The organism is Acinetobacter sp. SFA, assembly GCF_001647535.1.
Classification (GTDB): Bacteria; Pseudomonadota; Gammaproteobacteria; order Pseudomonadales; family Moraxellaceae; genus Acinetobacter; species Acinetobacter pecorum.
This window is the reverse complement of the sequence record NZ_LSZI01000003.1, coordinates 129859-154857: the sequence shown is the minus strand read 5'-3', so window position 1 is coordinate 154857 and position 24999 is coordinate 129859. Positions and strand designations below refer to the sequence as shown.

23 protein-coding genes are annotated in these 24999 nt (G+C 42.1%); 7 read left to right on the top strand and 16 right to left on the bottom strand.

Annotated features, from left to right (window positions below):
• Positions 1-386: 386 nt before the first annotated feature.
• Positions 387-1763, bottom strand: a complete 1377-nt coding sequence (locus AY607_RS02990; protein ID WP_064101726.1) for an NAD-dependent succinate-semialdehyde dehydrogenase — start codon at positions 1761-1763, stop codon at positions 387-389.
• A gap of 362 nt (positions 1764-2125) precedes the next feature.
• On the opposite strand from AY607_RS02990, the gene AY607_RS02985 reads away from it, so the two are divergent.
• Entirely contained in the window at positions 2126-2764 is a 639-nt protein-coding gene (locus AY607_RS02985; protein ID WP_064101725.1) for a hypothetical protein, read from the top strand.
• Positions 2765-2814: 50 nt separating this feature from the next.
• On the opposite strand, the gene AY607_RS02980 is transcribed toward AY607_RS02985, so the two are convergent.
• The 10 genes from AY607_RS02980 to AY607_RS02935 all read right to left on the bottom strand — a co-directional run bounded on the left by AY607_RS02980 (position 2815) and on the right by AY607_RS02935 (position 11006).
• A complete protein-coding gene (locus AY607_RS02980; RefSeq protein ID WP_064096955.1) occupies positions 2815-3234 on the bottom strand; it encodes a F0F1 ATP synthase subunit epsilon in 420 nt (139 codons plus the stop codon).
• 26 nt (positions 3235-3260) lie between these two features.
• Complete coding sequence (atpD, locus tag AY607_RS02975; RefSeq protein WP_064101724.1) at positions 3261-4655, bottom strand: F0F1 ATP synthase subunit beta; 1395 nt, start codon at positions 4653-4655, stop codon at positions 3261-3263.
• 26 nt (positions 4656-4681) lie between these two features.
• Positions 4682-5551: a F0F1 ATP synthase subunit gamma gene (gene atpG / locus AY607_RS02970; RefSeq protein WP_004280996.1), complete on the bottom strand. Its 870-nt coding sequence runs from the start codon at positions 5549-5551 to the stop codon at positions 4682-4684.
• Between the two features lie 88 nt (positions 5552-5639).
• Positions 5640-7184, bottom strand: a complete 1545-nt coding sequence (gene atpA / locus AY607_RS02965) for a F0F1 ATP synthase subunit alpha (RefSeq protein WP_005094547.1) — start codon at positions 7182-7184, stop codon at positions 5640-5642.
• 43 nt (positions 7185-7227) lie between these two features.
• The gene (locus tag AY607_RS02960) at positions 7228-7764 is read right to left on the bottom strand and encodes a F0F1 ATP synthase subunit delta (RefSeq protein ID WP_064101723.1); all 537 of its coding nucleotides are present in this window, start codon (positions 7762-7764) and stop codon (positions 7228-7230) included.
• 12 nt (positions 7765-7776) lie between these two features.
• Entirely contained in the window at positions 7777-8247 is a 471-nt protein-coding gene (locus tag AY607_RS02955) for a F0F1 ATP synthase subunit B (protein ID WP_064096954.1), read from the bottom strand.
• A 39-nt stretch (positions 8248-8286) separates the two neighbouring features.
• Complete coding sequence (gene atpE / locus AY607_RS02950; protein WP_000424060.1) at positions 8287-8532, bottom strand: F0F1 ATP synthase subunit C; 246 nt, start codon at positions 8530-8532, stop codon at positions 8287-8289.
• An 83-nt stretch (positions 8533-8615) separates the two neighbouring features.
• Positions 8616-9491, bottom strand: a complete 876-nt coding sequence (atpB, locus tag AY607_RS02945; RefSeq protein WP_064096953.1) for a F0F1 ATP synthase subunit A — start codon at positions 9489-9491, stop codon at positions 8616-8618.
• Positions 9492-9602: 111 nt separating this feature from the next.
• On the bottom strand, positions 9603-9995 hold the full coding sequence (locus AY607_RS02940) for an ATP synthase subunit I (protein ID WP_064101722.1): 393 nt from the start codon (positions 9993-9995) through the stop codon (positions 9603-9605).
• A 174-nt stretch (positions 9996-10169) separates the two neighbouring features.
• A complete protein-coding gene (locus AY607_RS02935; protein WP_064096951.1) occupies positions 10170-11006 on the bottom strand; it encodes a metal ABC transporter solute-binding protein, Zn/Mn family in 837 nt (278 codons plus the stop codon).
• Positions 11007-11153: 147 nt separating this feature from the next.
• Here AY607_RS02935 and AY607_RS02930 point away from each other — a divergent pair, with 147 nt between their 5' ends.
• From AY607_RS02930 to znuB, 3 genes are read left to right on the top strand one after another with little or no spacing between them, the layout of a single operon-like run.
• Positions 11154-11651, top strand: coding sequence for a transcriptional repressor (locus AY607_RS02930; RefSeq protein WP_064096950.1), 498 nt, complete (start codon positions 11154-11156; stop codon positions 11649-11651).
• Positions 11633-12415, top strand: a complete 783-nt coding sequence (gene znuC, locus AY607_RS02925; RefSeq protein WP_064101721.1) for a zinc ABC transporter ATP-binding protein ZnuC — start codon at positions 11633-11635, stop codon at positions 12413-12415. Before AY607_RS02930 ends, znuC begins: the two co-directional genes overlap by 19 nt.
• A gap of 3 nt (positions 12416-12418) precedes the next feature.
• Positions 12419-13219, top strand: coding sequence for a zinc ABC transporter permease subunit ZnuB (gene znuB, locus AY607_RS02920; protein ID WP_064101720.1), 801 nt, complete (start codon positions 12419-12421; stop codon positions 13217-13219).
• A gap of 89 nt (positions 13220-13308) precedes the next feature.
• Here znuB and AY607_RS02915 read toward each other — a convergent pair whose 3' ends face one another.
• Positions 13309-13929 carry a LysE family transporter gene (locus AY607_RS02915; protein WP_064101719.1) on the bottom strand — a complete coding sequence of 207 codons (621 nt, stop codon included), beginning with the start codon at positions 13927-13929 and terminating at the stop codon, positions 13309-13311.
• 161 nt (positions 13930-14090) lie between these two features.
• On the opposite strand from AY607_RS02915, the gene AY607_RS02910 reads away from it, so the two are divergent.
• Positions 14091-15011 (top strand): Dyp-type peroxidase, encoded by a 921-nt coding sequence (locus AY607_RS02910; protein ID WP_064101718.1) that lies wholly within the window; start codon positions 14091-14093, stop codon positions 15009-15011.
• Between the two features lie 44 nt (positions 15012-15055).
• Here the strand turns inward: AY607_RS02910 and AY607_RS02905 are convergent, their stop codons facing one another.
• The 3 genes from AY607_RS02905 to AY607_RS02895 are packed head-to-tail and all read right to left on the bottom strand — an operon-like array spanning position 15056 to position 20941.
• Complete coding sequence (locus tag AY607_RS02905; protein ID WP_064101717.1) at positions 15056-15928, bottom strand: hypothetical protein; 873 nt, start codon at positions 15926-15928, stop codon at positions 15056-15058.
• Positions 15929-15937: 9 nt separating this feature from the next.
• Positions 15938-18124, bottom strand: a complete 2187-nt coding sequence (locus AY607_RS02900; protein WP_064101716.1) for a LysM peptidoglycan-binding domain-containing protein — start codon at positions 18122-18124, stop codon at positions 15938-15940.
• Between the two features lie 15 nt (positions 18125-18139).
• Entirely contained in the window at positions 18140-20941 is a 2802-nt protein-coding gene (locus tag AY607_RS02895; RefSeq protein WP_064101715.1) for a type VI secretion system Vgr family protein, read from the bottom strand.
• Between the two features lie 246 nt (positions 20942-21187).
• Between AY607_RS02895 and AY607_RS02890 the strand changes: the two genes are divergently transcribed.
• Positions 21188-22342 carry a methionine aminotransferase gene (locus tag AY607_RS02890; RefSeq protein ID WP_064101714.1) on the top strand — a complete coding sequence of 385 codons (1155 nt, stop codon included), beginning with the start codon at positions 21188-21190 and terminating at the stop codon, positions 22340-22342.
• Positions 22343-22474: 132 nt separating this feature from the next.
• Entirely contained in the window at positions 22475-23839 is a 1365-nt protein-coding gene (locus AY607_RS02885; protein WP_064101713.1) for an MATE family efflux transporter, read from the top strand.
• 118 nt (positions 23840-23957) lie between these two features.
• On the opposite strand, the gene AY607_RS02880 is transcribed toward AY607_RS02885, so the two are convergent.
• Positions 23958-24806, bottom strand: coding sequence for an SDR family NAD(P)-dependent oxidoreductase (locus AY607_RS02880; protein WP_064101712.1), 849 nt, complete (start codon positions 24804-24806; stop codon positions 23958-23960).
• Positions 24807-24999: the final 193 nt, after the last annotated feature.

Here is a 24999-nt window from a genome sequence, read left to right as displayed (position 1 = left end):
TATTATTATAATTTCAGATTATTTTTGAATAATCTCCTTAACTATAGACAATAGAAAAACTGCAACAACAATAGAATTGTATTTCTCAGCTATTCTTTACAAATTCTTAAAATTCTTTTGGCTGTTATTTTTAAATTATGCTCGACTATCTCAAAACAAATATTTTTATTTATACATAAATATAAGAATAATAATGATTTAATTAAATTCACTATCAGCAGATATAATATTTTTATCCAAATAAGATAGCTTCAAATTTTAGACTCCATCTTCTTAAGCCCATATCTTTATAATAAGGTGATAATTAGTCATATTCGAAAGGAATTTAATCAATACTAATTAAAAGAAAGCCACTTCAGCAGTGGCTTTCTAGTTTGGTGTTGGGCTTATTTTTTCGGGCTTTTGACGACGACCAGTTTTTTCTGCACAAATTCTCTGAAACCGTCAATGGAGAGTTCGTGACCATAACCCGAGTTCTTGATTCCGCCAAATGGCAGTTCTGGTGCAGTATCGGTATACCAGTTAATCCAGATCATGCCCGTTTCGACACGTGAAGCCAGCTTTTTCGCCCGCTCGATATCTTGTGAATGAATCACGCCACCCAGACCATAATTGGAATCATTGGCAATCGAAACAATCTCATCCTCATCCTTGGCCACATAAATCTGGGCAACCGGACCAAAGAATTCTTCATACCAGGCCGGATTATCTCGGCTGATATTTTCCAAAATCGTCGGCTGATAGAAATTGCCTGCATGCTCATACGGCTTACCACCAGTGACCACTTTCGCACCATGTTCTACCGCCTTATCGACCTGTTCAGTCAGCTTTTCCAAAGCGTCAGCGGAAGACAGTGGACCCAATGTGGTTTCAGGATCAAGCGGATCGCCAATTTTTAACCCTTCAAATACCTTGATCATGCCAGCCTTGAATTGTTCGGCAATTTTTTCATGTAGGATAAAGCGCTTGGCTGCTGTACAGACTTGACCGGTATTGTTCACCCGAGCTTGGCAGCCTATCTTGATGGCCTTTTCCAGATCAGCATCATCCAGCACAATAAAGACATCATTACCGCCCAGTTCCAGCGTTGATTTTTTAAGATGTTTTCCGGCCTGCTCAGCGACAGCACTGCCCGCACCTTCTGAACCTGTGAGTGCCACACCACGTACACGTTTATCTGCAATCACCTCAGCAACCTGATCACTGCTAATAAACAGGTTGGTCCAGACACCTTTGGGTGCGCCTGCATCCAAGATCAGTTGTTCAAAAGCTTCGGCACATTGCGGTACAATTCCGGCATGTTTTGCCAGAACCGGATTACCGATGGCACAGTTCGGTGCAAAAACCCGCATTAATTGATAAAACGGAAAATTCCACGGTTCAACTGCCATAACAATGCCCAATGGATGATGCTCAACCCAGGATTCTCCCAGTTCCGTTTCGTAGGACACAGGCGCTAAAAATTCTTTGGCATGATCAGCATAGTATTCAGCAATTTTGGCGCAGGTTTCGATTTCACCTTCACTCTGCTTGATCAGTTTACCCATATCCAGCGTCATGAGCTTGGCCAGTTCCGACTTTCGCTCACGCATACTGCTAGCCAGCTTGCGCAGTACCTCAATACGGGTATCGGCCTTTTGAGCCCATTCCGATTTCAGGATTTTTTCTGCAGTATCGAGTGCATCTTGAATATCTTGATCGCTATGGAAGGGGTAGTCTTTCAATTTTTGATTGGTAAATGGATTAATAGATTGATAAGCCATGATTTTCCCTTTTTAAATTATAAGTTTTGCATGTTCTTAACCCAGTCAAATGAAGCTATAACAAGCGGGTATCTGTTCGAATTATTTAACTTATCATTGATTTTTTTATAGCGTGTGTCTGCTTACAGATTGGTTCAAAATATTACTGAGAAAGGGTAAAAGTTATATCGAGCGGTACAAAATGAAATTTATTTAAGAATCAGAAATGTAAAACTAACACTCTCAAGATCAATACTTGCAAAAATTCTAAGCTAAAACAAATAATCTAAATCAGCTGTTTTAAGGTGATGCTAAAAAATATAAATTTCAAATTTTCAGGTGTGTAGTACATTATCTATATATTTGAAAAAAGAAAATTTATCATGAGTCAAATAAAATCTAATATCATTCAAACAGCAGAAAACTATTTTGATAATACAGTTTTAGAAACGACTGATACTATTTTTCAAGAAATTTTAAAAGCTTTTCCAATAGCATCATCAGGTTTAGCTATTTATCAAGTTTTTAGGAGCTATAATGAAAAGCAAAAACTGAAAAATATCCTGGAATTTATAAAAGAAGGTGAAAAGTTAGCATCAGGAACATTACTGAAAATCTTCAAGGATCAAAATAACTTAGAAATAGGTGGTGAATTACTTAATGCTTTAGATAAAGCCTATTTAATACATCAATCTAAAATGCTCGCTCGTTTAGCTCTTTTATATGATGCGAAAGAAATAAATCGTGAAACTTTTTTAAGATATGCTCATATTATTCCTCAATTTACATCATTTTTATTAGAAGGGTTAGAAAAAGCCTACTTATCATTTGAAATGAACAAATCCAAGAAGGATTACCACCTTAAGAATAATGAATGTAACTTTTCAGCATCTGAATTAGAAAAGTTTGGTTTTTTGTACGTAGTAGCTACATTTGGTTCTGGCAATAATTATGGCAGAGAAAAAGACTTAATCTTTTTTTATGAACACATATATAAAAACAAACATGATAAGAACCTATGAACCAAAAAAAACCACCCTTTCGGGTGGTTTCTTCAATCTCGAACCGTCTCTTATTGAGCGCGGTTTTTGATTTTGCGGATCGTTTCCAACTGTGCAGCAGTTTCTGCAAGAGCAGCCAAAGCAGCAGCAGCGTCCAAATCGCCCTTTTGATTTGCTAGCAATTGTTCAGCGTGTTTACGCGCTTCAATAATTGCAGCTTCATCTAAGTTTTCTGCACGGACTGCAGTATCTGCAAGAACCGTAACAACATGCGGTTGAACTTCTAGAACACCACCAGATACATAGATTAATTCTTCTGTACCGTTTTCCAAAATAACGCGGATCGCGCCAGGTTGGAGCAAAGTTACCAGCGGAGCGTGACCAGGCATAATACCTAACTCACCGCCAGCACCTTTAGCAATTAGCATAGTTACAGTGCCTGAGTACAAAGACTCTTGAACACTTACAACGTCACATTGCATAGTCGCCATGAGAATCTCCTAAATTAGGGAACTAATTAAAGTTTCTCAGCTTTAGCAATCACTTCGTCAATACCACCAACCATGTAGAACGCTTGTTCTGGGATGTGATCGTATTCACCAGCTAGAAGACCTTTAAAGCCACGAATCGTTTCTTTAAGAGATACTAATTTACCAGGAGCACCAGTAAATACTTCAGCTACGTGGAACGGTTGAGAGAAGAAACGCTGGATTTTACGCGCACGGTAAACAACCAGTTTATCTTCTTCAGCAAGCTCGTCCATACCAAGAATCGCGATGATGTCTTTAAGCTCTTTATAACGTTGCAATACGTTCTGTACAGAACGTGCAATTTCATAATGCTCTTGACCAACAACTAACGGATCTAACTGGCGTGAAGTTGAGTCTAGTGGATCGATCGCTGGGTAAATACCAGAAGATGCGATGTCACGGCTCAATACAACAGTTGCGTCCAAGTGAGCAAACGTTGTAGCAGGCGATGGATCTGTCAAGTCATCGGCAGGTACGTATACCGCTTGGATTGACGTAATAGAACCAGACTTAGTCGATGTAATACGTTCTTGAAGAACACCCATCTCTTCTGCAAGTGTAGGCTGGTAACCTACTGCAGATGGCATACGACCTAGAAGTGCTGATACTTCAGTACCCGCTAGTGTATAACGATAGATGTTATCTACGAACAATAGTACGTCACGGCCTTTACCGTTTTCGTCTTTCTCGTCACGGAAATATTCAGCCATGGTCAAACCAGTCAACGCTACGCGTAAACGGTTACCCGGCGGCTCGTTCATCTGACCGTAGACCATTGCTACTTTGTCTAGAACGTTAGAATCTTTCATTTCGTGATAGAAGTCATTACCTTCACGAGTACGCTCACCAACACCAGCAAACACAGATAAACCTGAGTGAGCTTTCGCGATGTTGTTGATCAATTCCATCATGTTTACAGTTTTACCAACACCGGCACCACCGAACAGACCAACTTTACCACCTTTCGCGAACGGGCATAGCAAGTCGATGACTTTAATACCAGTTTCCAAAAGATCAGTAGAAGCCGCTTGTTCAGCATAAGAAGGCGCTGCGCGGTGAATCGGTAAACGTGCTTCAGTCGCAACAGGACCAGCTTCGTCGATTGGGCGACCAAGAACGTCCATGATACGGCCTAGAGTCGCTGTACCTACAGGTACAGAAATCGGCGCACCAGTGTTAACTACGTTCAAACCACGCTTAAGGCCTTCAGTAGAACCCATTGCAATAGTACGAACTACGCCATCACCAAGCTGTTGCTGAACTTCTAAAGTAGTTTCAGTACCATCTACTTGGAGAGCGTCATAGATCTTAGGAACGCTGTTGCGTTCAAACTCGACGTCGATAACCGCGCCGATGATCTGAATGATACGACCGCTATTCATTGCTGTCTCCTCAATTCAAAATAATGTTAAACGGCAGCGGCACCACCAACGATCTCAGAAATTTCCTGAGTAATCGCGGCTTGACGCAGCTTGTTATAAATAAGTTGCAGGCTCTTAATGATCTCGCCTGCGTTATCTGTCGCTGCTTTCATAGCGACCATACGTGCAGACTGCTCACATGCGATGTTTTCAATCACACCTTGATACACCACAGACTCGATATAGCGAACCAACAAGCCATTTAAAAGCTCTTCAGCTTCAGGCTCGTAGATATAATCCCAACCGTATTGACGGTTAAGAGTCTTGTCTTCTTCAGCAGCAGCCAAAGGAACAAGTTGTTCGATCTTTTGATTTTGAGTCATGGCATTGACAAAGCCGTTTGACACTAGATAAATACGATCTAACTCGCCTTTATCATAAGCATCCAACATCACCTGTACAGAACCAGATAACTGCTCAAGACTTGGAGTATCACCGACTTGCGTCGTCGCCCCAAGCACTTTACCGCCGTAGTTTTTAAAAAACGAAACCGCTTTTTGACCAATTAAAGCAAATTGAACTTCAATTGACTGCTCTTGTTGCTGTTGAACGTGTTTAACCACTTTTTTGAACAGGTTAATGTTCAAACCACCAGCAAGGCCACGATCTGATGACACAATAATATAGCCAACGCGCTTAACCGGGCGTTCAACCATATAACGGTGTTTGTATTCAGGATTCGCTTGAACCAAATGAGCAATTACACGGTGCATATTTTCGGCATACGGACGGCCTTGAGCCATGCGCTCTTGCGCACGACGCATCTTAGAAGCTGCTACCATTTGCATCGCTCGAGTAATCTTTTGCGTGCTCTTGATACTAGCTACTTTGGCGCGAATTTCTTTTAAATTTGCCATACGCTTAACCTAGTATTCGAAAGCCCTTGCGAGCTTCCGAAGGTTGATTCCGTGAACCAAACCAACACTAATCTAGCAAGTTGCTAAATTAGTAAGTTTGAGTCGCTTTAAAGCTTTCAATACCTGCTTTGATTGCAGCTTCGATGTCTTTGTTGTAATCACCAGAGGCATCGATTTGTTGCATTAACGCAGCATGTTCTGAACGGAAGTAAGAAATCAACGCAGCATCAAAGTCTACGATTTTCTTAACGTCTACGTCAGCCATGTAGCCTTCGTTAGATGCATAAATTGAAACAGCCTGGTCAGCAATTGAGTATGGAGCATATTGTTTTTGCTTCATTAACTCAGTTACACGTTGACCATGTTCAAGTTGCTTACGAGTTGCTTCGTCAAGATCAGAAGCGAACTGAGCAAATGCTGCCAATTCACGGTATTGCGCCAAAGCAGTACGGATACCACCAGACAATTTCTTGATGATCTTGGTTTGCGCTGAACCACCAACACGAGATACAGAGATACCCGCGTTCACAGCAGGACGAATACCTGCGTTGAATAATGATGTTTCAAGGAAGATCTGACCATCAGTAATCGAAATTACGTTGGTTGGTACGAATGCAGATACGTCACCCGCTTGAGTTTCAATAATCGGCAATGCAGTTAATGAACCAGTTTGGCCTTTAACTTCACCGTTAGTGAATTTCTCAACGTAGTCAGCAGATACACGAGAAGCACGTTCAAGTAGACGTGAATGTAGATAGAACACGTCACCTGGATAAGCTTCACGACCTGGTGGACGGCGTAAAAGCAATGAAATTTGACGATACGCAACAGCTTGCTTAGACAAGTCATCATAAATGATTAACGCGTCTTCACCACGGTCACGGTAGTATTCACCCATTGTACAGCCAGAGTACGGAGCCAAATACAGCATTGCTGCTGGATCAGATGCACCTGCTGCGACAACAGTGGTATACGCCATAGCGCCAGTTTCTTCCAGCTTGCGTACTACGTTAGCGATAGTCGATTGTTTTTGACCGATTGCTACGTATACACATTTAATGCCAGAGTTTTTCTGAGCAATGATCGCGTCGATCGCCATTGCTGTTTTACCAGTTTGACGGTCACCAATGATCAACTCACGCTGACCACGGCCTACAGGGATCATTGTATCTACTGATTTATAACCAGTTTGTACAGGTTGATCCACTGACTGACGCCAAATTACGCCTGGTGCTACTTTTTCAACAGCATCAGTTAATTTAGCATCGATCGGGCCTTTACCATCAATCGGGTTACCCAAAGCATCTACTACACGGCCTAAAAGTTCTGGACCAACCGGAACTTCTAATACACGACCTGTGCAACGCGCTTTTTGACCTTCTTGAAGGTTCAAGTAGTTACCTAAAACAACGACGCCCACTGAATCCTGTTCTAGGTTCAGTGCCATACCGTAAAGGCCGCCGTCGAATTCGATCATTTCACCGTACATAGCGTCAGCTAAGCCGTGAATACGCACAATACCGTCGGAAACCATAACAATGGTCCCTTCGTTCTTAGCGGTTGCGCTGGTGTCCAGATCGCCGATACGCTGTTTAATGAGCGCACTGATCTCGGATGGATTCAGTTGTTGCATTGCGCTATACCTCAATCTTTTTAAAGTTCAGTCTTCTTATTTATTAAGCAAGAAGACGAGTACGCATTTTTTCAAGCTTATTAAGCGCAGAATCATCTATCACTTGGTCGCCTGCACGAATAACTACACCAGCAATAAGCTCTGGTTTCACTTCCACAGAAACATTCACTGCTGCGTTAAAGCGTTTTTTCAACGCATCTGCAAGCAATTGTTCTTGGGCAGAAGTCAATGGGAATGCTGATTCAATCACAACATCCACAGTATTGTTATTCTGTGATTTGAGCTGTTCATATTCTGCAGCGATTTCAGGAAGAAGTTCCAAACGGTTGTTTTCAGCAAGCAATGTCAAGAAGTTAGACACTGCTGCAGTTTGGTCTTCACCTAAAACTTTAGCAAAAAGAGACACCTGCTCAGCAGGTGTAAGCTCTGGGCGATTTAGATAAGCTGAAAATGCTTCGTCTTGCACCGCAGCACTGAGCAATTCAAGTGCAGTCGACCAAGAGTCAGTTGCACCCTGCTCAGAAGCGTAAGCAAATGCTGCTTTAGCGTAAGGGCGTGCCAACGTCAAGAGTTCAGCCATAATCCGCCTCTCTTAAAGTTTAGCAGCCAGCTGAGTCAGCATGGCATTGTGAGCTTCTGCATCAACTTGCTGGCTAAGAATTTTCTCAGCACCAGTCACTGCAAGAGCAGCCACTTGTTGACGCAATTCTTCGCGAGCAGAATTGATTTCAGTATCAACAGCTTCTTTAGCCTGTTGACGAATACGCTCACCTTCAGCCGCAGCCTGGTTACGCGCTTCTTCGATCAATTGTGCACCACGACGGTTCGCTTGTTCGATCAATTGAGCCGCTTGTGCTTTTGCCGCGTCCAGTTCAGCTTTCACTTGTGCTTGCGCATCTGCAAGGTCAGCCTTCGCTTTTTCAGCAGCATTTAAGCCATCAGCGATACGACGCTGACGTTCACTAATCGCATTGATTAGTGGTGGCCATACAAACTTCATGCAGAATGCGACGAAAATCGCAAATGCAATCGCTTGGCCAAACAATGTGAGGTTGATATTCATTGCAAATTCCTCAAATAGTGAATTTCGGAATTAAGCTGATTAACCTACAAATGGATTAGCGAAGATGAAGAACAAGCCAATACCAACACCGATCATAGGCACAGCATCAAGAAGACCCGCGATTAAGAACATACGAGTTTGAAGTTGTGGAGCCAATTCTGGTTGACGAGCTACAGCTTCAAGGAAACGGCCGCCTAGAAGACCAAAACCAATCGCAGTACCTAAAGCACCAAAAGCGATCAAGATAGCAGATGCAATTGCAACTAGACCTAAAGTGAGTTCCATGATAATTCCTCAGAGGTTAGGTTTTATACCAAATTAAGTTAGAAAACTGTGCCCAACCATCTCGTGACAGTCAGGCAATACCATTAATGTTTTTCGCTAGCCATACTCAAGTATACGATAGTCAGCATCATGAAAATGAATGCCTGTAGCGTAATAACAAGAATGTGGAAGATCGCCCAAGGCACAGACAACGCCCACTGGATCCAGAACGGCAATAACGCGATTAGGATGAAGATTAACTCACCTGCATACATGTTACCGAACAGTCGGAGAGCCAATGAAACTGGACGAGCAAGGAAGGTTACCAATTCCAAAATCAAGTTCACTGGAATAAGCAACGCTTTTGCAACTGGGTTACTTGGATTGAATGGGTTAAGTGCCAATTCGCCGACAAAACCACTAATACCCTTTTCACGGATACTGTAAAACAAGATCAGTGCAAATACAGACAATGACATACCAAGGGTAATGTTAGGGTCAGTAGATGGAACAATCTTGAAGTAAACGTGATGAGGGTCCATACCAAACACGTTTGCACCAATCAATTGAGCTGTATACGGGATAAAGTCAACTGGGATCAAGTCCATTGCGTTCATGAGGAAAATCCACACGAAAATGGTCAATGCAAGTGGTGCAATTAAGCGTGATTTGCCATGGAAAGTGTCGCGAACACTTGAGTCAACAAACTCAATGATCATTTCAATTGCAGACTGGAACTTGGTTGGAACACCAGCATTTGCAGCTTTCGCTACAATCCAGAACAGCAAACAGAAAATGACACCAAGGCCGATTGACCAACCCATTGAATCCAAGTGAATAGCAGTGAACCCCATCTGTTGAGCTTCATCAGCAGTCTCAGCCAACTTCCAAGAACCATCCGGCATCTTGCCATAGGTCATGTTGGTCAAGTGATGCTTGATATACTCGGTCGAAGTAAGCGCATGTTCTTCAGCAGCCATAAATCACACCTGGTCAATGTCAAATACTAAATAGAGTGAACGAACATCGCGTGCTGCCTGACATCTCGTTCATCTCCTAAAAAACTTTTCAATTTTTTGTTGTGCCTATACTCATTTTTGTAGACGTGACGCCCAAAATGGAGCGACCCACGACATGGCCTGAACGAGCATAAAACCACAAAACAACGCCACCGCTGACAACGGCTTAACATTGCTTAAAATCAAAATGAAACCAACAATCACAATGGCAAACTTTCCCATTAAGCCTTTATACATGTTCGAAAGAACTTGTTTAGACGCGCGGGCTCCTGCTGCTCGAAACGATTGCCACGAAAAATAACAAGTCGCGAGCCAACATACGAGCGCACCTAATGCTGCACTCACGGCTGCGGTTGAGTCTTTCACGACCCAGCCGATCAAGGCTGAAACAGGGATCATACAGGCTTGCAGGAGGACCAAAGCTTTCGCTAATCGTCGGTCAATCAAGCGACTAGTTCGGCTCATTATTTATTCACTCACAGCAATCATGCTTGACAAGTTTAACAGGTGATTATTTTTAATCGCAGGCATTATAGAGTTACACCCCTGAACATGCAATCTTTTCCCGACCTTAGTCGCGTTTTTTTAAATCGGGTCAATGCTGCTAAACTAATCAAAATCTGTGCATTTTTTAAATCATTAGCGCGCATTTATCACACATTTTTGAGTTTTTGCCGCCAATTGCTGCCACGCTTCTACGAAGTCCCCTGCACCGCTCATGCTTTCATCTACATCCTGGAACACCACCGGTTTGAGTTTTCGGTACTGATTTTCACTGGCATGACCTTCGGCCAGCAGACACATTTTACGTTGTGGACGATGATCCTGCAGAAACTTGATTTGTGCCACAGTTGGCGAGACATGCGGATCATCTGTTAATGCCCCCATGAATTTTAAATTCAGTGGACGCTCCAGATACTGATAGGCATCGTGATAGGACCAATAGGGCTGGGCTTTACTGCTTGAACCGTAACGCTGGGCCGTAGCAAACATGTTCTGTGCAAAGTCACGGGCATTTTTCCAGTAGCGTTCACGATGCTTCGGTAATTGCTGCGAACGCAATGCAGCAATAAAGAAACCAATCCGTACTGCATTGTTGGGATCAAGCCAGACATGCGTATCTACCGTATTTTTTAAGGCCTCGCCACGCGGATTACGCATCGGCAAGGTAGTCAAGATCCCGGAGTCTAAAAGTGCAATACCTTTATTACTTTCATTCAGCACTTTGGCTAATGGTGCTTCATGCGCCTTGCCGAGCCAGATGACCAGGCCCGCATCCTGAATGGTTTTACGATGTGCCGGGGTAAGACTCACATCATGTCCGCTCTGATTGGCCAGCAATAAGGTCGGCTGTTCCACGCCTTGGGTAACTTTCTTGGCGATCAGATAGATCGGCTGAGTAGACACCACCAGACTTTGTGACCAACTGAGTGTGCTGAACAAGGCCAGCAGACTGATTGCAAGGAGACGGAACATGGGCAGGAATCACTTAAAAAACGATAAAATCAGTGAGTGTTATAATATAACAAAAATACAAAAATACCTATGCCCAATCGAAACTCAGAACGCTTCATGCTAAGATTTGAAATCTATTAATTTTCAGTTTCGCACTTGAGGTGAACTATGGGTTCCTGTTCGCACGAACACCACAACGCATTGCACGGCGTGCACGACCATCCGAATGTCGCACAACGTCTTGTCGAAGCTGAAAGTCTTTGTGCAGCAAGCGGTGCACGTCTGACACCTTTACGTAAAGAAGTGCTGGAACTCATTCTGAATGCGCATGGCCCAATGGGTGCCTATGATCTGTTGGCACAAATGAAAAATGCCAGTGATCGCCCTGCGGCCCCCCCAACGGTTTACCGTACCCTGGATTTTTTATTAAGCAAAGGTCTGATTCATCGCCTGACCTCGATCAATGCCTATATTCCTTGTTGCCATCCGCGTGAAGGACATCAGGCCGCTTTTTTAATCTGTACCCGATGTAAAGCCGTCAAAGAAGCTTCAGCGCAGGGTCTACTGGATCAACTCGATGCACTGGCAAGCTCGGACGACTTCACTGCACATCATAGTATTATTGAAATTTCAGGAATTTGTCAGCAGTGCCGCAACAAAGCGTAAGTGCCCCTCCCCTGATTCAGCTTTCCAATATCTGGGTCAAAATCGATGAGCGCGATATTCTAAAAGCCATTGATTTCTCGCTACAAGAGAAAGAAATTGTCACACTGATTGGTCCAAACGGTGCAGGTAAGTCAACCTTAATTAAAGTCATGCTCGGTATTCTGAAACCGCAATCAGGTGAAATCACGACTGCGCGCAAGCTCAAATTTTCTTATGTGCCACAGAAATTCAATCCTTCACATAGCTTGCCGCTACGGGTAAAGGATTTACTGGCACTAGAAAAGTGCCCAACCAAAATTAAAACCGAGATTATTCGCGATACCGGCATTAATAACCTACAAGACTCCAAAGTTCAGCAGTTATCTGGTGGCGAACGTCAACGGGTACTGCTGGCTCGCGCCTTGTTGCGCCAGCCGGATATTCTAGTTCTCGATGAACCGATGCAGGGTCTGGACATCCAGTCCGAAGCGGAACTCTATGAATATGTCCGCAGTCTGCCGGAAAAATATGGCTGTGCCATTCTCATGGTTTCACATGACCTGCAATGGGTAATGCAGGGTACACACCGTGTCGTTTGTCTGAACAAACATATCTGTTGTAGCGGCCTGCCAGAAAGCGTGCAGCAACATCCTGAATACCAAGCTATTTTTGGTACCAATCGGGTGTTTTACCAACATCATCATGACCACTGTGCTCATGGAGACTCTTCGACCCCCTGTCAGCATGATTCACGCCCTCATATCCACCCCGAGCCGGAAGCTTAAGTCATGATGGATTGGTTATCTCTCCTTTTACCTGCATGGATCATGGGAACCTTACTGGTCTTTTTGACCGCCCCACTGGGCTGTCTCATGCTGTGGCGTCGTATGTCCTTTTTTGCCGACACTATGGCACACGGCACTTTATTGGGTGTAGCGCTTGCCGGCGCTTCAAGTTTACCGCTGTGGATGGGTGTAACTTTTATTGCCTTATTATTGGTCGGAATTCTCTGGATTTTGCACGATCCTCGCTTGCCCAATGATGCCTTACTTGCACTTTGCTCAGCGACCCTACTCTGCTCAGGATTGTTATTCATCCAGCATTTACCCAGCTTAAGACCTGAACTGCTCAGCTATTTATTTGGTGATTTACTCACGATTTCCTGGACTGACTTACCGACTTTTGCCATTGTCATTAGTCTGGCCTTAGCCGTCCTCTATAAAAGTTGGCAAGCGCAGATCCAAATTGCAATTGATCCGGACATGGCGGTCAGTGAAGGCGTCAATGCCAAATGGCAACGCCTGATTTTCATGTTGCTGTTAGCACTCTTTACCGTGCTCGCCCTAAAAGCAGTCGGTTCACTCTTGATGGGTGCATTACTGGTGATCCCTGCCCTGACTGCCCGATTACTGGCAAACTCCCCTCGTCAAATGGTGATCTGGGCCTTTGTGATTGCACAAATTGGGGTGACCGTAGGTCTCTGGTCAAGTGCAGGCCTCAACACTTCAACAGGTCTAACCATTGTCCTGACCATGGCCACCCTATTTGCATTAATTTTTTGTATCCAGAAGTTTAAAAAGCTGAGTTAATCTTTCTTTCGCATCATTATAACTTTCATATACTTTTTATTTTCTCTTGACCCATTCAGCCTCTCTCCAAAGGAGAGAGCAAACAATCTCTATTGATGCACCAAACTCAATAAAAATGCTGCGCCAGCAAATAAACCGGCAAAAGTCCGGTTCATGACTTTTTGTTGTTTCGGTGATCTAAGTAGCCTTAAAACTTTAGCCGCCAGTCCGGTATAACCGGCCATCACAATCAGATCAATTGTCACCATCGTTGCTGCCATAATCAGATATTGAATCCATTGCGGCTTGGACAAGTCCAGAAATTGTGGCAGGACTGCCAGTAAAAATACGATGGCTTTGGGATTACTCATATTGACCAAGAAACCATGTAATACCAGTTTCCCTGCCGATTTACGTGCCAATTCGTGTTTAATTTCGATAGATTGTGCGGGTGCTTTCCACTGTAAATATGCCAAATACAACAAATAAGCCACGCCAAACCATTTCACCGCCAAAAATGCCCATGGTGTGGTTGCAAACAAAACTCCCACACCTGCCGCAACCACTGCAATCTGCACCAATAACGCCAGTTGCAAACCCAGCGCATTCCAGTAACCATGCCGAAAACCATAGTTGAGCCCACTCGACATTGATGCAATTGCTCCTGCGCCCGGGGACACACTAATCACCCAGCAGGCCAGCATATAGGCAAACCATATTTGATAGGACATGAACATTTCACTCAGCAAAACCCACCTAATATTATATGAATATTCCAATAAAATCAGGCTAAAAACCTGCTTAAATATAAAGCATCGGACTATTCACTCTGTGTGGCTTCAGGCACAATATAGAAATTAGAAAACAGGACTTATTCTTACAGGAGCCATGAATGACAGCCCAATCGGTAATCTTGCCACTTCCTTCAGATCATGCCCGCTTTATTGTTTTACGTATTAAAGATTTAAGTATTGAAAAATTAAAAGAACAACTTGAACATCTGTTTAGTTCACGTGATCGGCTGATCACGCAACATCCTCAAGCACAAATTAAAACGGCGGTAGCCTTTGGGCCTGAGCTCTGGTCACGTCTGTACTCACAAAGTCCTGCAGGGTTTAAACAGCTTGAACCCATTCATGGTTCATTTGAAATGCCTGTGGTTCCAGCAGATATGATCATTCATATAGCCAGTGCCCGTGCTGATATCTGTTTTGCGCTCAGTCAGGCTTTTTTTGAAGGAATTCAGGACCAGGTTCAGGTGCTGGATGAACGGGTTTGCTTCCGCTATTTTGATGGTCGTGACATAACCGGATTTATTGATGGTACTGAAAATCCGCAATTCCCGGATGATCGTGCTGAAGTCGCATTATTAGGTGAAGATTCAGGTATTTTCCAAGATGGTTCGTTTATTTTTGCCCAGCGTTATGCGCATAACCTGGAAAAATGGAAAAAGCTAAAAGTCGATACTCAGGAACAGGTTATGGGCCGTACCAAACTTGAATCAATTGAATTGGATGATGAGGTCAAACCTGAAAATGCGCACGTGGCACGTACTGTAGTTGAAGATGAAGAAGGCGAAGAAATGGAAATCCTGCGTCATTCTCTGCCTTATGGAGACGGACGTGGTGACCAGGGGCTATTCTTTATTGCCTACACCAAAGACCTGAAAATTATTGATGCTATGTTAGAACGTATGTTCGGTACCTCTGGCGATGGGATTCATGACCGTCTACTGCATTTCGTAACACCTCTGGATGGTGCCTATTACTTTGCACCGAGTGAGGAGTTGCTGGAAGAGGTTTTGGAAGGGTAAGAATAAAAAAGCCGGCGTGAGTCGGCTTTTTAAATTAATTATTCTTAGAATGAGAATTCTTTTTTATTATTTCCTTCAAAATATTTTATGTTTAAATTCCTATCAATATTTACATTTTTTCCTGCATAAATATATTTTTCTGAAATTAAATTAAAATTTTTAACTTTCATAATCCTTAAATTAGCTCCCTCTTCATCAAAAAACGGAGATACTATTAAAAAGAAATCTTTTTCTCCTTTCAGAAAAATACTCATTCCATCTTGAGGGTTAATAAAATTATACTTATTTAATATTTTTTGAGAAGACATTAATCTCAAGTTATTACATTGATTTAACCTAATATTATTTATACACTTAAAATGAATATCAGATGAATAGGGCAATTTAGAAAATTCTTCAATGCCATTTAATATTAAGCCCTCTATTTTATTTACACGCCCTTTCTCAAACTTATAACATTCATTTTCAATATTAATATTATTGTTTTTTAAAAAAAAGGTAGTTCCTGATAAACAAATTTTATTATCTTTTTTATTATATTTTATAATAGCAGGATCATCACTAATTTCTCTTAAATTATCATCAACAAAATTACCTACCATCTGCGGCATAGGAATTACTTTTTTTGCTAGAGGATCTAATATAACTATCAGTTTAACAACTCTACTTTCACCTTTGCCTGTATTTCTATTATGATTTAAAATTAATAATATTTTATCATTTGAAAAATTAGGTAAATCTTTAATATGTTGATTATAGATTTCAATCTTATCCTTAGAACAAAAATCAACAACTTCACTTTCAAAATAACATCTTGACACATTATTTGAGGTTATTAATATATTTTCTTTTGGGTATGTATAACTTGAAAATAATAAACCATTAAAAAACAATAATAAAATTAATTTGGATTTCATATTTAAAACCTATTTATTTGAATGATAAGCATGTATTTTTTCAAATATAACTTTAACTTTTTCGGTAGAATGTTTATTTGCTTTATTTGTGTTAGATTCATGATAACCGATACTACCATCAGAAATAATTCCATATTTATTCTTTTCTCCCTTCGGTAAAGCAATTGAAGCCCACTCTTTCGAAGCATCAACCATGGCCTGCTCTACAGTTTTATCACCTTTAATAATCAAACTGTAGATAGATGAACGACCTCTTAATAAATGCTCCTTAAAGACTCTTTCTTGCATAGAAGGATCATATAATTCATTACCACTCAAATTTAGTCTCGTTTTAGCTGCTGCTAAAGTAGAAGGAATTGTTTGATATTTTCCAGTGGCAAATCTTCTTCTATTGTCATCCCATCTATATTTTTTCGCAGCGTCTAAAATTTCATCAATAGTTTTTCCAGTGATTGTACCTGGCAAGTCATTCATTTTTCCGTATTTAACTCTTTTTCCTTCTGGAGCTCCTGCATTCCAAGCTTCATAGCTACCTTCACCACTAGCAATCGCATCCCCTAATTCTTTTACCAGATCATCAATAGTTTGATCTGGTATTTTAGAAATAGTGTAAGTATTTACGATTATTCCTGCACAATTTAAAATAGAATTCATATTTAGTGATTTAATAATCTCAACTACCGGATTTCCATTGAGATCTTTAATTTCTTTTTTGAAGTATTCATCATTAAAGTAAATACTCGAGAATCTTGTCACATCAAAATGAACCCAAGTAGTTGCTCCATTTGCTCCACTCTTAAATTTTTTTGGTTCTAAATATATTTTATCAGAAGCCCTTTCTTCACTTGCTCTCATTTTTATAGTCATAATTTTTTTTCTAATAAAATCTATATCTTCTATAACCTTAGTCCTCTTCCCATTTTTATTAATATGTATATCTAATGCTAAACCCATATGATTTACTGTAGTTCTGCCTTTTTTCTTATTATCATCTATACATCTATAAGCAGATTCTATATAAGCCACTTCAAGACCTTTATATTTAAATTCATTTTTTAAATAAAAATTTAATGCTTTTAATATCCATATTAAAGATCTATGCAACCCTGGATATTCATTAGCAGCATTCAAACCAGATTTAATACCTCTTCTATTATTACCATAACCTGAACACTGACCACAGGGACAACTAGCTTTAGTCATAAAATTTTCAATTGGATATTCATAATAAAACTTATCTAAAGCTGCTAAAAAACTTCCGCATATTTTTCCAGTTTCAGGAACCCCCATATAATCCCGTTGAAATTGTTTTATACATTCCTCTGTTAAAGGAGTAAATTCATCTGTAGGTAATGCGCCACCAAAGCCTGCTAGCCTGATATTAACCTCTCTAATAAGTTCACTTTTGCCTTGAGATATACATTGAGGATTAGTTTTACATAAATTGGAAGTATCAGTTTTCGGTGTTCCGCCATCCTGACTGCGAACCTCTTTCATATCAATTTTTATTGCATCCGATAAAGCTTTCTTACCTTCCTCATACCATTCATTAAGCTGCTCTAATGCTTTCTTCTCATACTCTTCAACTATATTCACAATTCCTTTATCAGCCTGTTTAGTCTCTTTTTTACTTTTCTCTGCTGATTGAGAATTATTATTTTGAGAAGCGTTTTTTTGAGGGTTTGGCTTTCTATCAATACTTGTATTATTTCCTGTAGCAGGCATATTAATTGGAAGTTTAATTACTTGTCCTATGCTGATTTTATTGACATCTTTTATCCCATTCAGCCTTTCGAGCACTCGGATTGTGGTGTGATACTGTTGTGCAATAGATGATAAAGTTTCACCTTTTTTAACTTTATGTGTTTTACGTTTATAACTTCCTTTATTTCCATTATTTTCTACTGTTTTTAAATCCAAGAGAATTTTAGGACTTATAACCGTAACCAGCATACGGTCTTTTACCATTATGAAGGTCTGAACTTTTTTCATATCTCCACCCAAAAGGCTTTTGACATATATATCTAAAACCGTTCCTTTGTCTCTTTGAATTTCATAAAGGCACCCCTTGGAATTGGTAGAACCCTGTACTACATGTTGACCTGTCTTACTATTTTTGACTTCATATTGAACTTTAGGAATTGGATTACCTAACAAATCTAGAATTTGTATGGTTGCTAAAGACTTATTTTTCATTTTTATTTTTATATCCTATTTATTATTCTGCTCAATCAGGTCATCAACATCATAACCTTGGACACTTAATCCCCATTCATCATTGAGCCCTACCAAAATTTCTACTTTAGAGGGATCAACTGTAGTAATTTTTCCAGTACGACCATGCGTATCAAGCTGACCTGAAATATACGAATTAGTATCAGGAATAAAAGCTTTATAATTTATTGAACTGAAATCGGACTGCCAAAATAGATCATATATATCCAGCCTATTGCTATATAAAGCATTATTCGGAAGCTGAGGTATTTCATAAGAGACTTTAGCCCCTTCCATAAAACTATGCTGCCCTGCCTTACACTCAAATTTCCCACCAGTTGTGACCACTACTCCACCACCATTGATCTTAATTTGAGACCCTCCAGCGGTCAGTACGATCTCCTTCGGACTGGTGATTTCGATCTTGTCTTCAGTCGAAATAAGTTTGATTACCTTGCGGGCGATCGCTTCAATTGCATCATCTTGGGCTTGTAGCTCAATTTTGCCTTTAGCAGCATAGAGACTTGCACCCTCTTGAGCAGCAAATAAACTGATCTTGTCCTGTGCATGAGCAACTAAAGATTTCTGGGTTGAAAAATGAATATTGTCCCCGGCACTCTGATTGATTTGCTGATCAGCGGATAAATGGATATTTTCCTTTGTACTCAGTGCAATCGATTGGGGGGCAGTTAACAGCATCACCGCCTGTTTAAATGCGGCAGCCTTGGCTTGATCTTCAGCTTCAATCTGATTCAGAAACTGTTTTAAACTATCAAAAAATTGCAGCGGATCAGTCTGCTGTTGTTCAGCAATATCACTCAAGGCTTTACTATGATTGAGATTCGATTCAAGCTGTTCTTTGGCTGAGTCAGCCTCCAAGTGATTGCCTGCGGCTGACTCTTGCCGATAAGTGGAAATCAGCAAGCCTTTCCCTGCACGTATGGCACCCCAATGATCCGTTCTTAACTCAAAACCTTCTCCCCGACCATCGCTGCTTTCACTATCTTTAGGATGGCTTAGATTTCCCAGATTGAGCTGACTGGCTGCATGACTACTTTGTAGCTGTACACTGATCTGTTCAGGGGTATCATCAAAACGAAGCTGGTTAAAGCCCTCACCATCGACCTCCTGAGAACGGATGCCACTGAGTTTTTTGGTCGCAGGAAGTTCTCCCTTCGCATCAAACATGGTCGGATGCCGTTCTGCTTCATGAATCCGCCCCACCACAAAGGGCCGGTCGATATCACCTTCAAAGAAATCAATCACCACAATTTCGCCAATTCGCGGATGCAACCTGATGCCATAGCCTTCACCCGCCCAAGGGGTCAAAACATCCACCCAGGCAGAATCGCTATCATTGTCATTGCTGCCTGCACCGCCATCATGCTGATGATCCTCACTCCGGGTAAACAGAAAACGAACTTTCACCCGTCCCCATGCATCGACATGAATCGTTTCACCTTCAGGTCCGACCACTCGAGCCCGTTGCGGATATGCAGCAGGCCGATGAATGAAAGGCTGATATTCAGGAACAACCGGGATTTCGCGGCGCACAATCTGTAGTTCATTGGCCTGTCGTTCCTCCTGTGTCATCTGCCAACCACTCTTCTCAAGCAAACTGTCCAGCTGCGATAAAATGTCTTTGGGTAAATTGTTCTGGTTATAAAACCGCTTAGCTAAAATCAGAAATTCACGTTGATGGGCAGGATGCTGATCAATTTCAGGATGCTGTTGCAGTTCAAACCAGTATCCGACCTGAGCATCTCGTACGCTGCTACTGGCTTTAAAATATTTGGACTGCAAAGCATGATAGTCACTGAGCTGCTGATTGAGTCGGTCTAGTTGAGCTATACCAGATACTGTCACCTGATCCTCATGATTTAAGTCGCCGGTCCAGGCCGGACTGATGTTCCACGCATCTTCAAGCTGAAGAGTGGCATTTGCGTGAATATCACTTTGCTGATGATTACTGAATAAAGGCTGGCTTTGATCTTGGGCAAGTTGCTGGGCATGCCAGCGCTGGGTCTGGGTACTATTCGGATTGAGCTGACGTACCGCAATCAGACTGTTCAGCGTGTCGAGCTGTTCGGTGGCATGACTACGATGAAACCGGATGGAGCGGCGTTTTAAAGCTGAAAAATATTGGGAATGATCTACCAGTTTTAAAAGCTGAGCTTGAATCTCGCTGGCTGATACAGGCACAGTTAATTGCTTTTCATCAATCAGCCAGTTAATTCCTTCGCTACGCCATAAACGGGTCAGAAAATCATAATCCGATTCATTCGACTGCATCACAAAAGGCCGGACATCATAGTGCCGGCTGAGTCCTGTCAAATCCAGGCTGAGACTGGCCGCGAATAATGCACTTCTGTTTTGCCATTCACTGAACAGGATTTCACTGATTTCGCGCACCGTCTTATTCATAAAAACCCGACTGTTACGGCGCTTCTGCCAGAGTGCAGTCGCATCATTCAGCGTCAGTTTATACAGGGTCAAAGCTCCATCATTCTGTCCTTGGCTGGCTGCAGTAATAATGCCCGTAGTCCGGAAAAGTTCACCCCGGTCTGTGACCTGATCAATGGCCACCCGACAGCCGATAAATTGTTTCAAGGCAATATGAGCATGAGTGGAAAGACAGATCAGTTCAGCATGCAGGCCTTGATTGATGTGATGCTGACCCTCAATCCGCTGAATCAAAACCTGATGATTTAAAGGAGGATGTGAAAACTGTAAATGTAGCGCACGATGCTGTCGCTTAAGCCCGAGCTGCTCCAGCAGCATATGGATAGGTTTTGGCATTTTATAGTTATCATTTTAAGCTTTATTATTGTGCGGCAGATTTTAGGAAAAGTTATCTATTTCGTCCAGTTTACGATGCATTTCACATAATTAGGCCTTTAATTTATGGACCTTCAATTAAAAATCTTAAATCGCATGTGATACATTTTAATTTAAACTATTGCCCAACATTCCCTATTTTTCTGATTATCCTATACGGAACTTGCTGCTACACTTATTCAGATCTCATTCTTCAAGGCCAAGGACATGCTGGAACTCCCTTCTAAATTACCTGATTTGGGCGTGACCATTTTTAGTACCATGTCGGCCTTGGCACAAAAACTCGGAGCCTTGAATCTTTCTCAAGGATTTCCGGACTTTGCAGCGCCTCCTGCCTTGATTGAAGCTTTAAAGCGGGCCAGCCAGAATGGATTTAACCAGTACGCACCGGGAGATGGTCTGCCAGTCTTGCGAAGTCTGGTGGCAGATCTCTATCAGCAGCGTGATCAACTGATTATTGATCCTGTCGAGGAAATCACGATTACGCCTGGGGCGACAATTGCGATTTTTTGTGCCATTCAAGCCACGGTACGCGCCGGGGAAGAAGTGATTATTTTCGATCCAAGCTACGACAGTTATGGACCTGCGGTACAACTGGTTGGGGCAAAACCAGTGCATATTGCTTTGCAGCATCCTGATTTTTCTGTGGACTGGAATCAGGTCAAAGATGCCATTAATCACCGAACCCGCATGATTGTGGTGAATACTCCGCATAATCCGAGTGGGAGTGTCTGGTCCAAGGCAGACTGGCAGCAACTGATCGAGCTGATTCGCGAGCGCAATATTGTGGTGCTGTCCGATGAAGTCTATGAACATCTGGTTTTTGACGGCGTTCAGCACCATTCGGCGTGGTCATTTCCAGAACTTCGCGAGCGTAGCTTCGTGATTGGTTCTTTTGGTAAAACCTTCCATGTCACGGGCTGGAAAACCGGATTTTGTATTGCTGCACCGGCACTCATGAAAATGTTCAGACAGATTTATCAATTTGCCAGTTTCTGCGGTGTGACGCCCGTTCAGGTTGCCTTAGCGGAATATATGCAACTGCATCCTGAGCATATACCTGGACTGTCCTCTTTCTATCAAAACAAACGGGATTTATTTAACTCATCCATTGAAATGTCACGCTTTAAGTGGACACCCTCTCAAGGAACTTATTTCCAGAACTTAGATTATTCAGAGATTCGGCCTGAGCTCGATGATTTGTCCATGTGCCATTTTCTGGCAGAACAACATGGGATTGTCGCGATTCCAGTCTCCGCATTCTACCAGCACCCTCCTGCCGATTTACGTCTGCTCAGGTTCTGCTTTGCAAAAAAAGAACAAACTCTGATCCAGGCAGGTCAAATCCTTTCAAAGGTTTAACTCATCTTTTAACTAAAAACCTTATAAAATAAGTACCTTATTTACCTAAAAGCTAAGGCTTTTTTCTATACTCTAGCCAATAATAGTTACAGCAATAAATAAGTAGATAATAATCCAATAACAGGATGTCGCATGGCACAGCAAGCATTGATTCACCAAGAGAATTTATGGAAAGCCTTTCTGGTTTTTCTGGTGCCATTGATTGTGACCAATATCCTGCAAAGCCTTTCTGGCACGGTCAATACAATATTTGTGGGGCAAATGCTAGGCGTTAACGCCATTGCTGCTGTTGCAGTATTTTTTCCAATCCTGTTTTGTCTGATGGCTTTTGTGATTGGCTTATCCGCCGGCTCTACCGTATTGATTGGCCAGGCCTGGGGCGGAAAAAATATAGAAAAAGTCCGCTGTGTGGTGGGTTCAACTTTATTTATGACCTTGATTGGCGGCAGTTTGATTGCACTTTTTGGGGTGATTTTTGCTGAAAATATTCTCTTGGCACTCGGCACAGATCCGGATGTAATGCATTTGTCCCTGCCTTATGTGCAGTGGATGCTAGTAGGTAGCCCCTTAATTTTTATCTATATTGTTTATACCTCTATTCTGCGTGGTGTCGGAGACAGTACCACACCCCTATTTGCTTCCGTCATCACCATTGGGGTGGGTCTGGTGGTGACACCGGTCCTGATTGGCGGTTATTTCGGCTTTCCTAAAATGGGCATTATTTCACCGGCACTTGCTACCATTCTGGGAAATCTCGCAGTTCTGGTATTTTTGATTTTGTATCTGAAGCGTAAGCAGCATCCGCTCAAGCTCGACTGGGCTTTATTAAAAAATATTCGTCATCAGCCACAGTTGAGCAAAACCATCCTTAAACTGGGAGTTCCAACTGGTGTACAAATGGTCACGACTTCAGTTGCCGGACTGGTAATTGTCGGACTGGTTAACCGTTATGGTGCAGAAGCAACAGCCGCTTATGGCGCAGTCAATCAGGTCTTAAATTATATTCAGTTCCCCGCCTTATCGATTGCGATTGCTGCATCTGTATTTGCTGCTCAAGCCATTGGTGCAGGCAAATCGGATCTGCTGAATAAAGTTACCCGCACTGCGCTCATTATGAATATCCTGTTCACCGGTGGTCTGGTGATTCTGGCTTACCTGTTTTCCAAATATCTGATGGCGCTGTTTATTACCGATCCCCAGGTGGTGGTGCTCGGTCAAAAACTGCTGTTCATTGTTCTGTGGGCAATTCTGTTTTTTGGTGCCAGTGCCATTTTTGCTTCGATCATGCGTTCGAGTGGTACGGTAACTATGCCAATGCTGATTAATATTTTCGCCATTCTATGTATTGAAGTTCCCGCCGCTTATCTGTTTAGCCGGTGGTGGGGCCTGGAAGGTATCTGGTATGCCTATGCATTGGCCTTTGTCAGCATGTGTATTTTGCAGGGACTGTATTATCAGTTTGTCTGGAAGAAAAAGACCATTGAGACCTTGATCTAGATAAAAATTTTATAATTCAAAAGCCTTACATTACCTCAGATACTGACCTGCTAAAGAGTCAGACTATGATTATTGCCATAAAAGAAAACCCGCTTTCGCGGGTCTGTTTTATAATTTCTTAAGCAGACTTTTTCTTTCTTTTACCAAATTGGGTCGCCAATGCAGTGACATGCTGATAACCGGTCGGCAAGATTCGCTGAATTAAATCAATGGCTTTGGCATCATTGCCGATGAGTAGACGGCGCTTGTCTTTTTGTACCGCCTCCAGAATTTGACGTGCAGCTTCTGCAGGTGGGCAACGCAATAATTTATTAAAATTACGGGCCGATTTTTCCGGATTCATACCTAAAGTCAGCAGGCTGTTATTCATTTTTGCTGCATTGGCAATGTTGGTACGGATCCCGCCCGGATGCACACAGAGCGCACTGACTCCGCAATTTTCCATGTCCAGTTCCTGACGCAGGGATTCAGTAAAACCACGCACTGCAAACTTGGTCGCATTATAAGCAGACTGGGTCGGTTGAGCCGTTAAACCAAACAGGCTGGAAATATTGATAATATGGCCATCGCCAGTTTTCTTGATCAGTGGCAGAAATTCTTTGGTGCCATACACCACACCCCAGAAATTGATTCCGACAATCCATTCCAGTTCTTCATAAGATGCCCCTTCCACAGTTGAACCTAGTGCAACGCCTGCATTGTTAAAGATCATATTGATACTGCCATGATCCTGTTCAACCTGTGCTGCCCAGTTACGCACCTGTTCCAGATCAGCCACGTTCACTTTCTGGATAGTCACACGAACATCAGTCCCTTGGAGTAATTCCACGGTTTGTGCCAGACCCTGTTCATTGATATCACTCAGTGCCAGATGACAACCCTGCTGGGCCAGTAATACCGCCAGTTGCTGACCAATACCTGAACCGGCCCCGGTAATTGCGGCAACTTTATTGTTAAAATTTTTCATTCAATTTCCTTATGTAAACTACTGCCATTCCATGACAGCAGGATCTTGTTCTGTTGTTTCAGGAGCTAGCACAGATCCTCAATATAGTTTTGACAATACGGATTGTCAATAATTATCCCATGTCCTTAGAGGCCAACTTTCGGGATAGAATTTCTCATGTAGGTCTAAGCGTGATTTATTGCTAAGATATTCA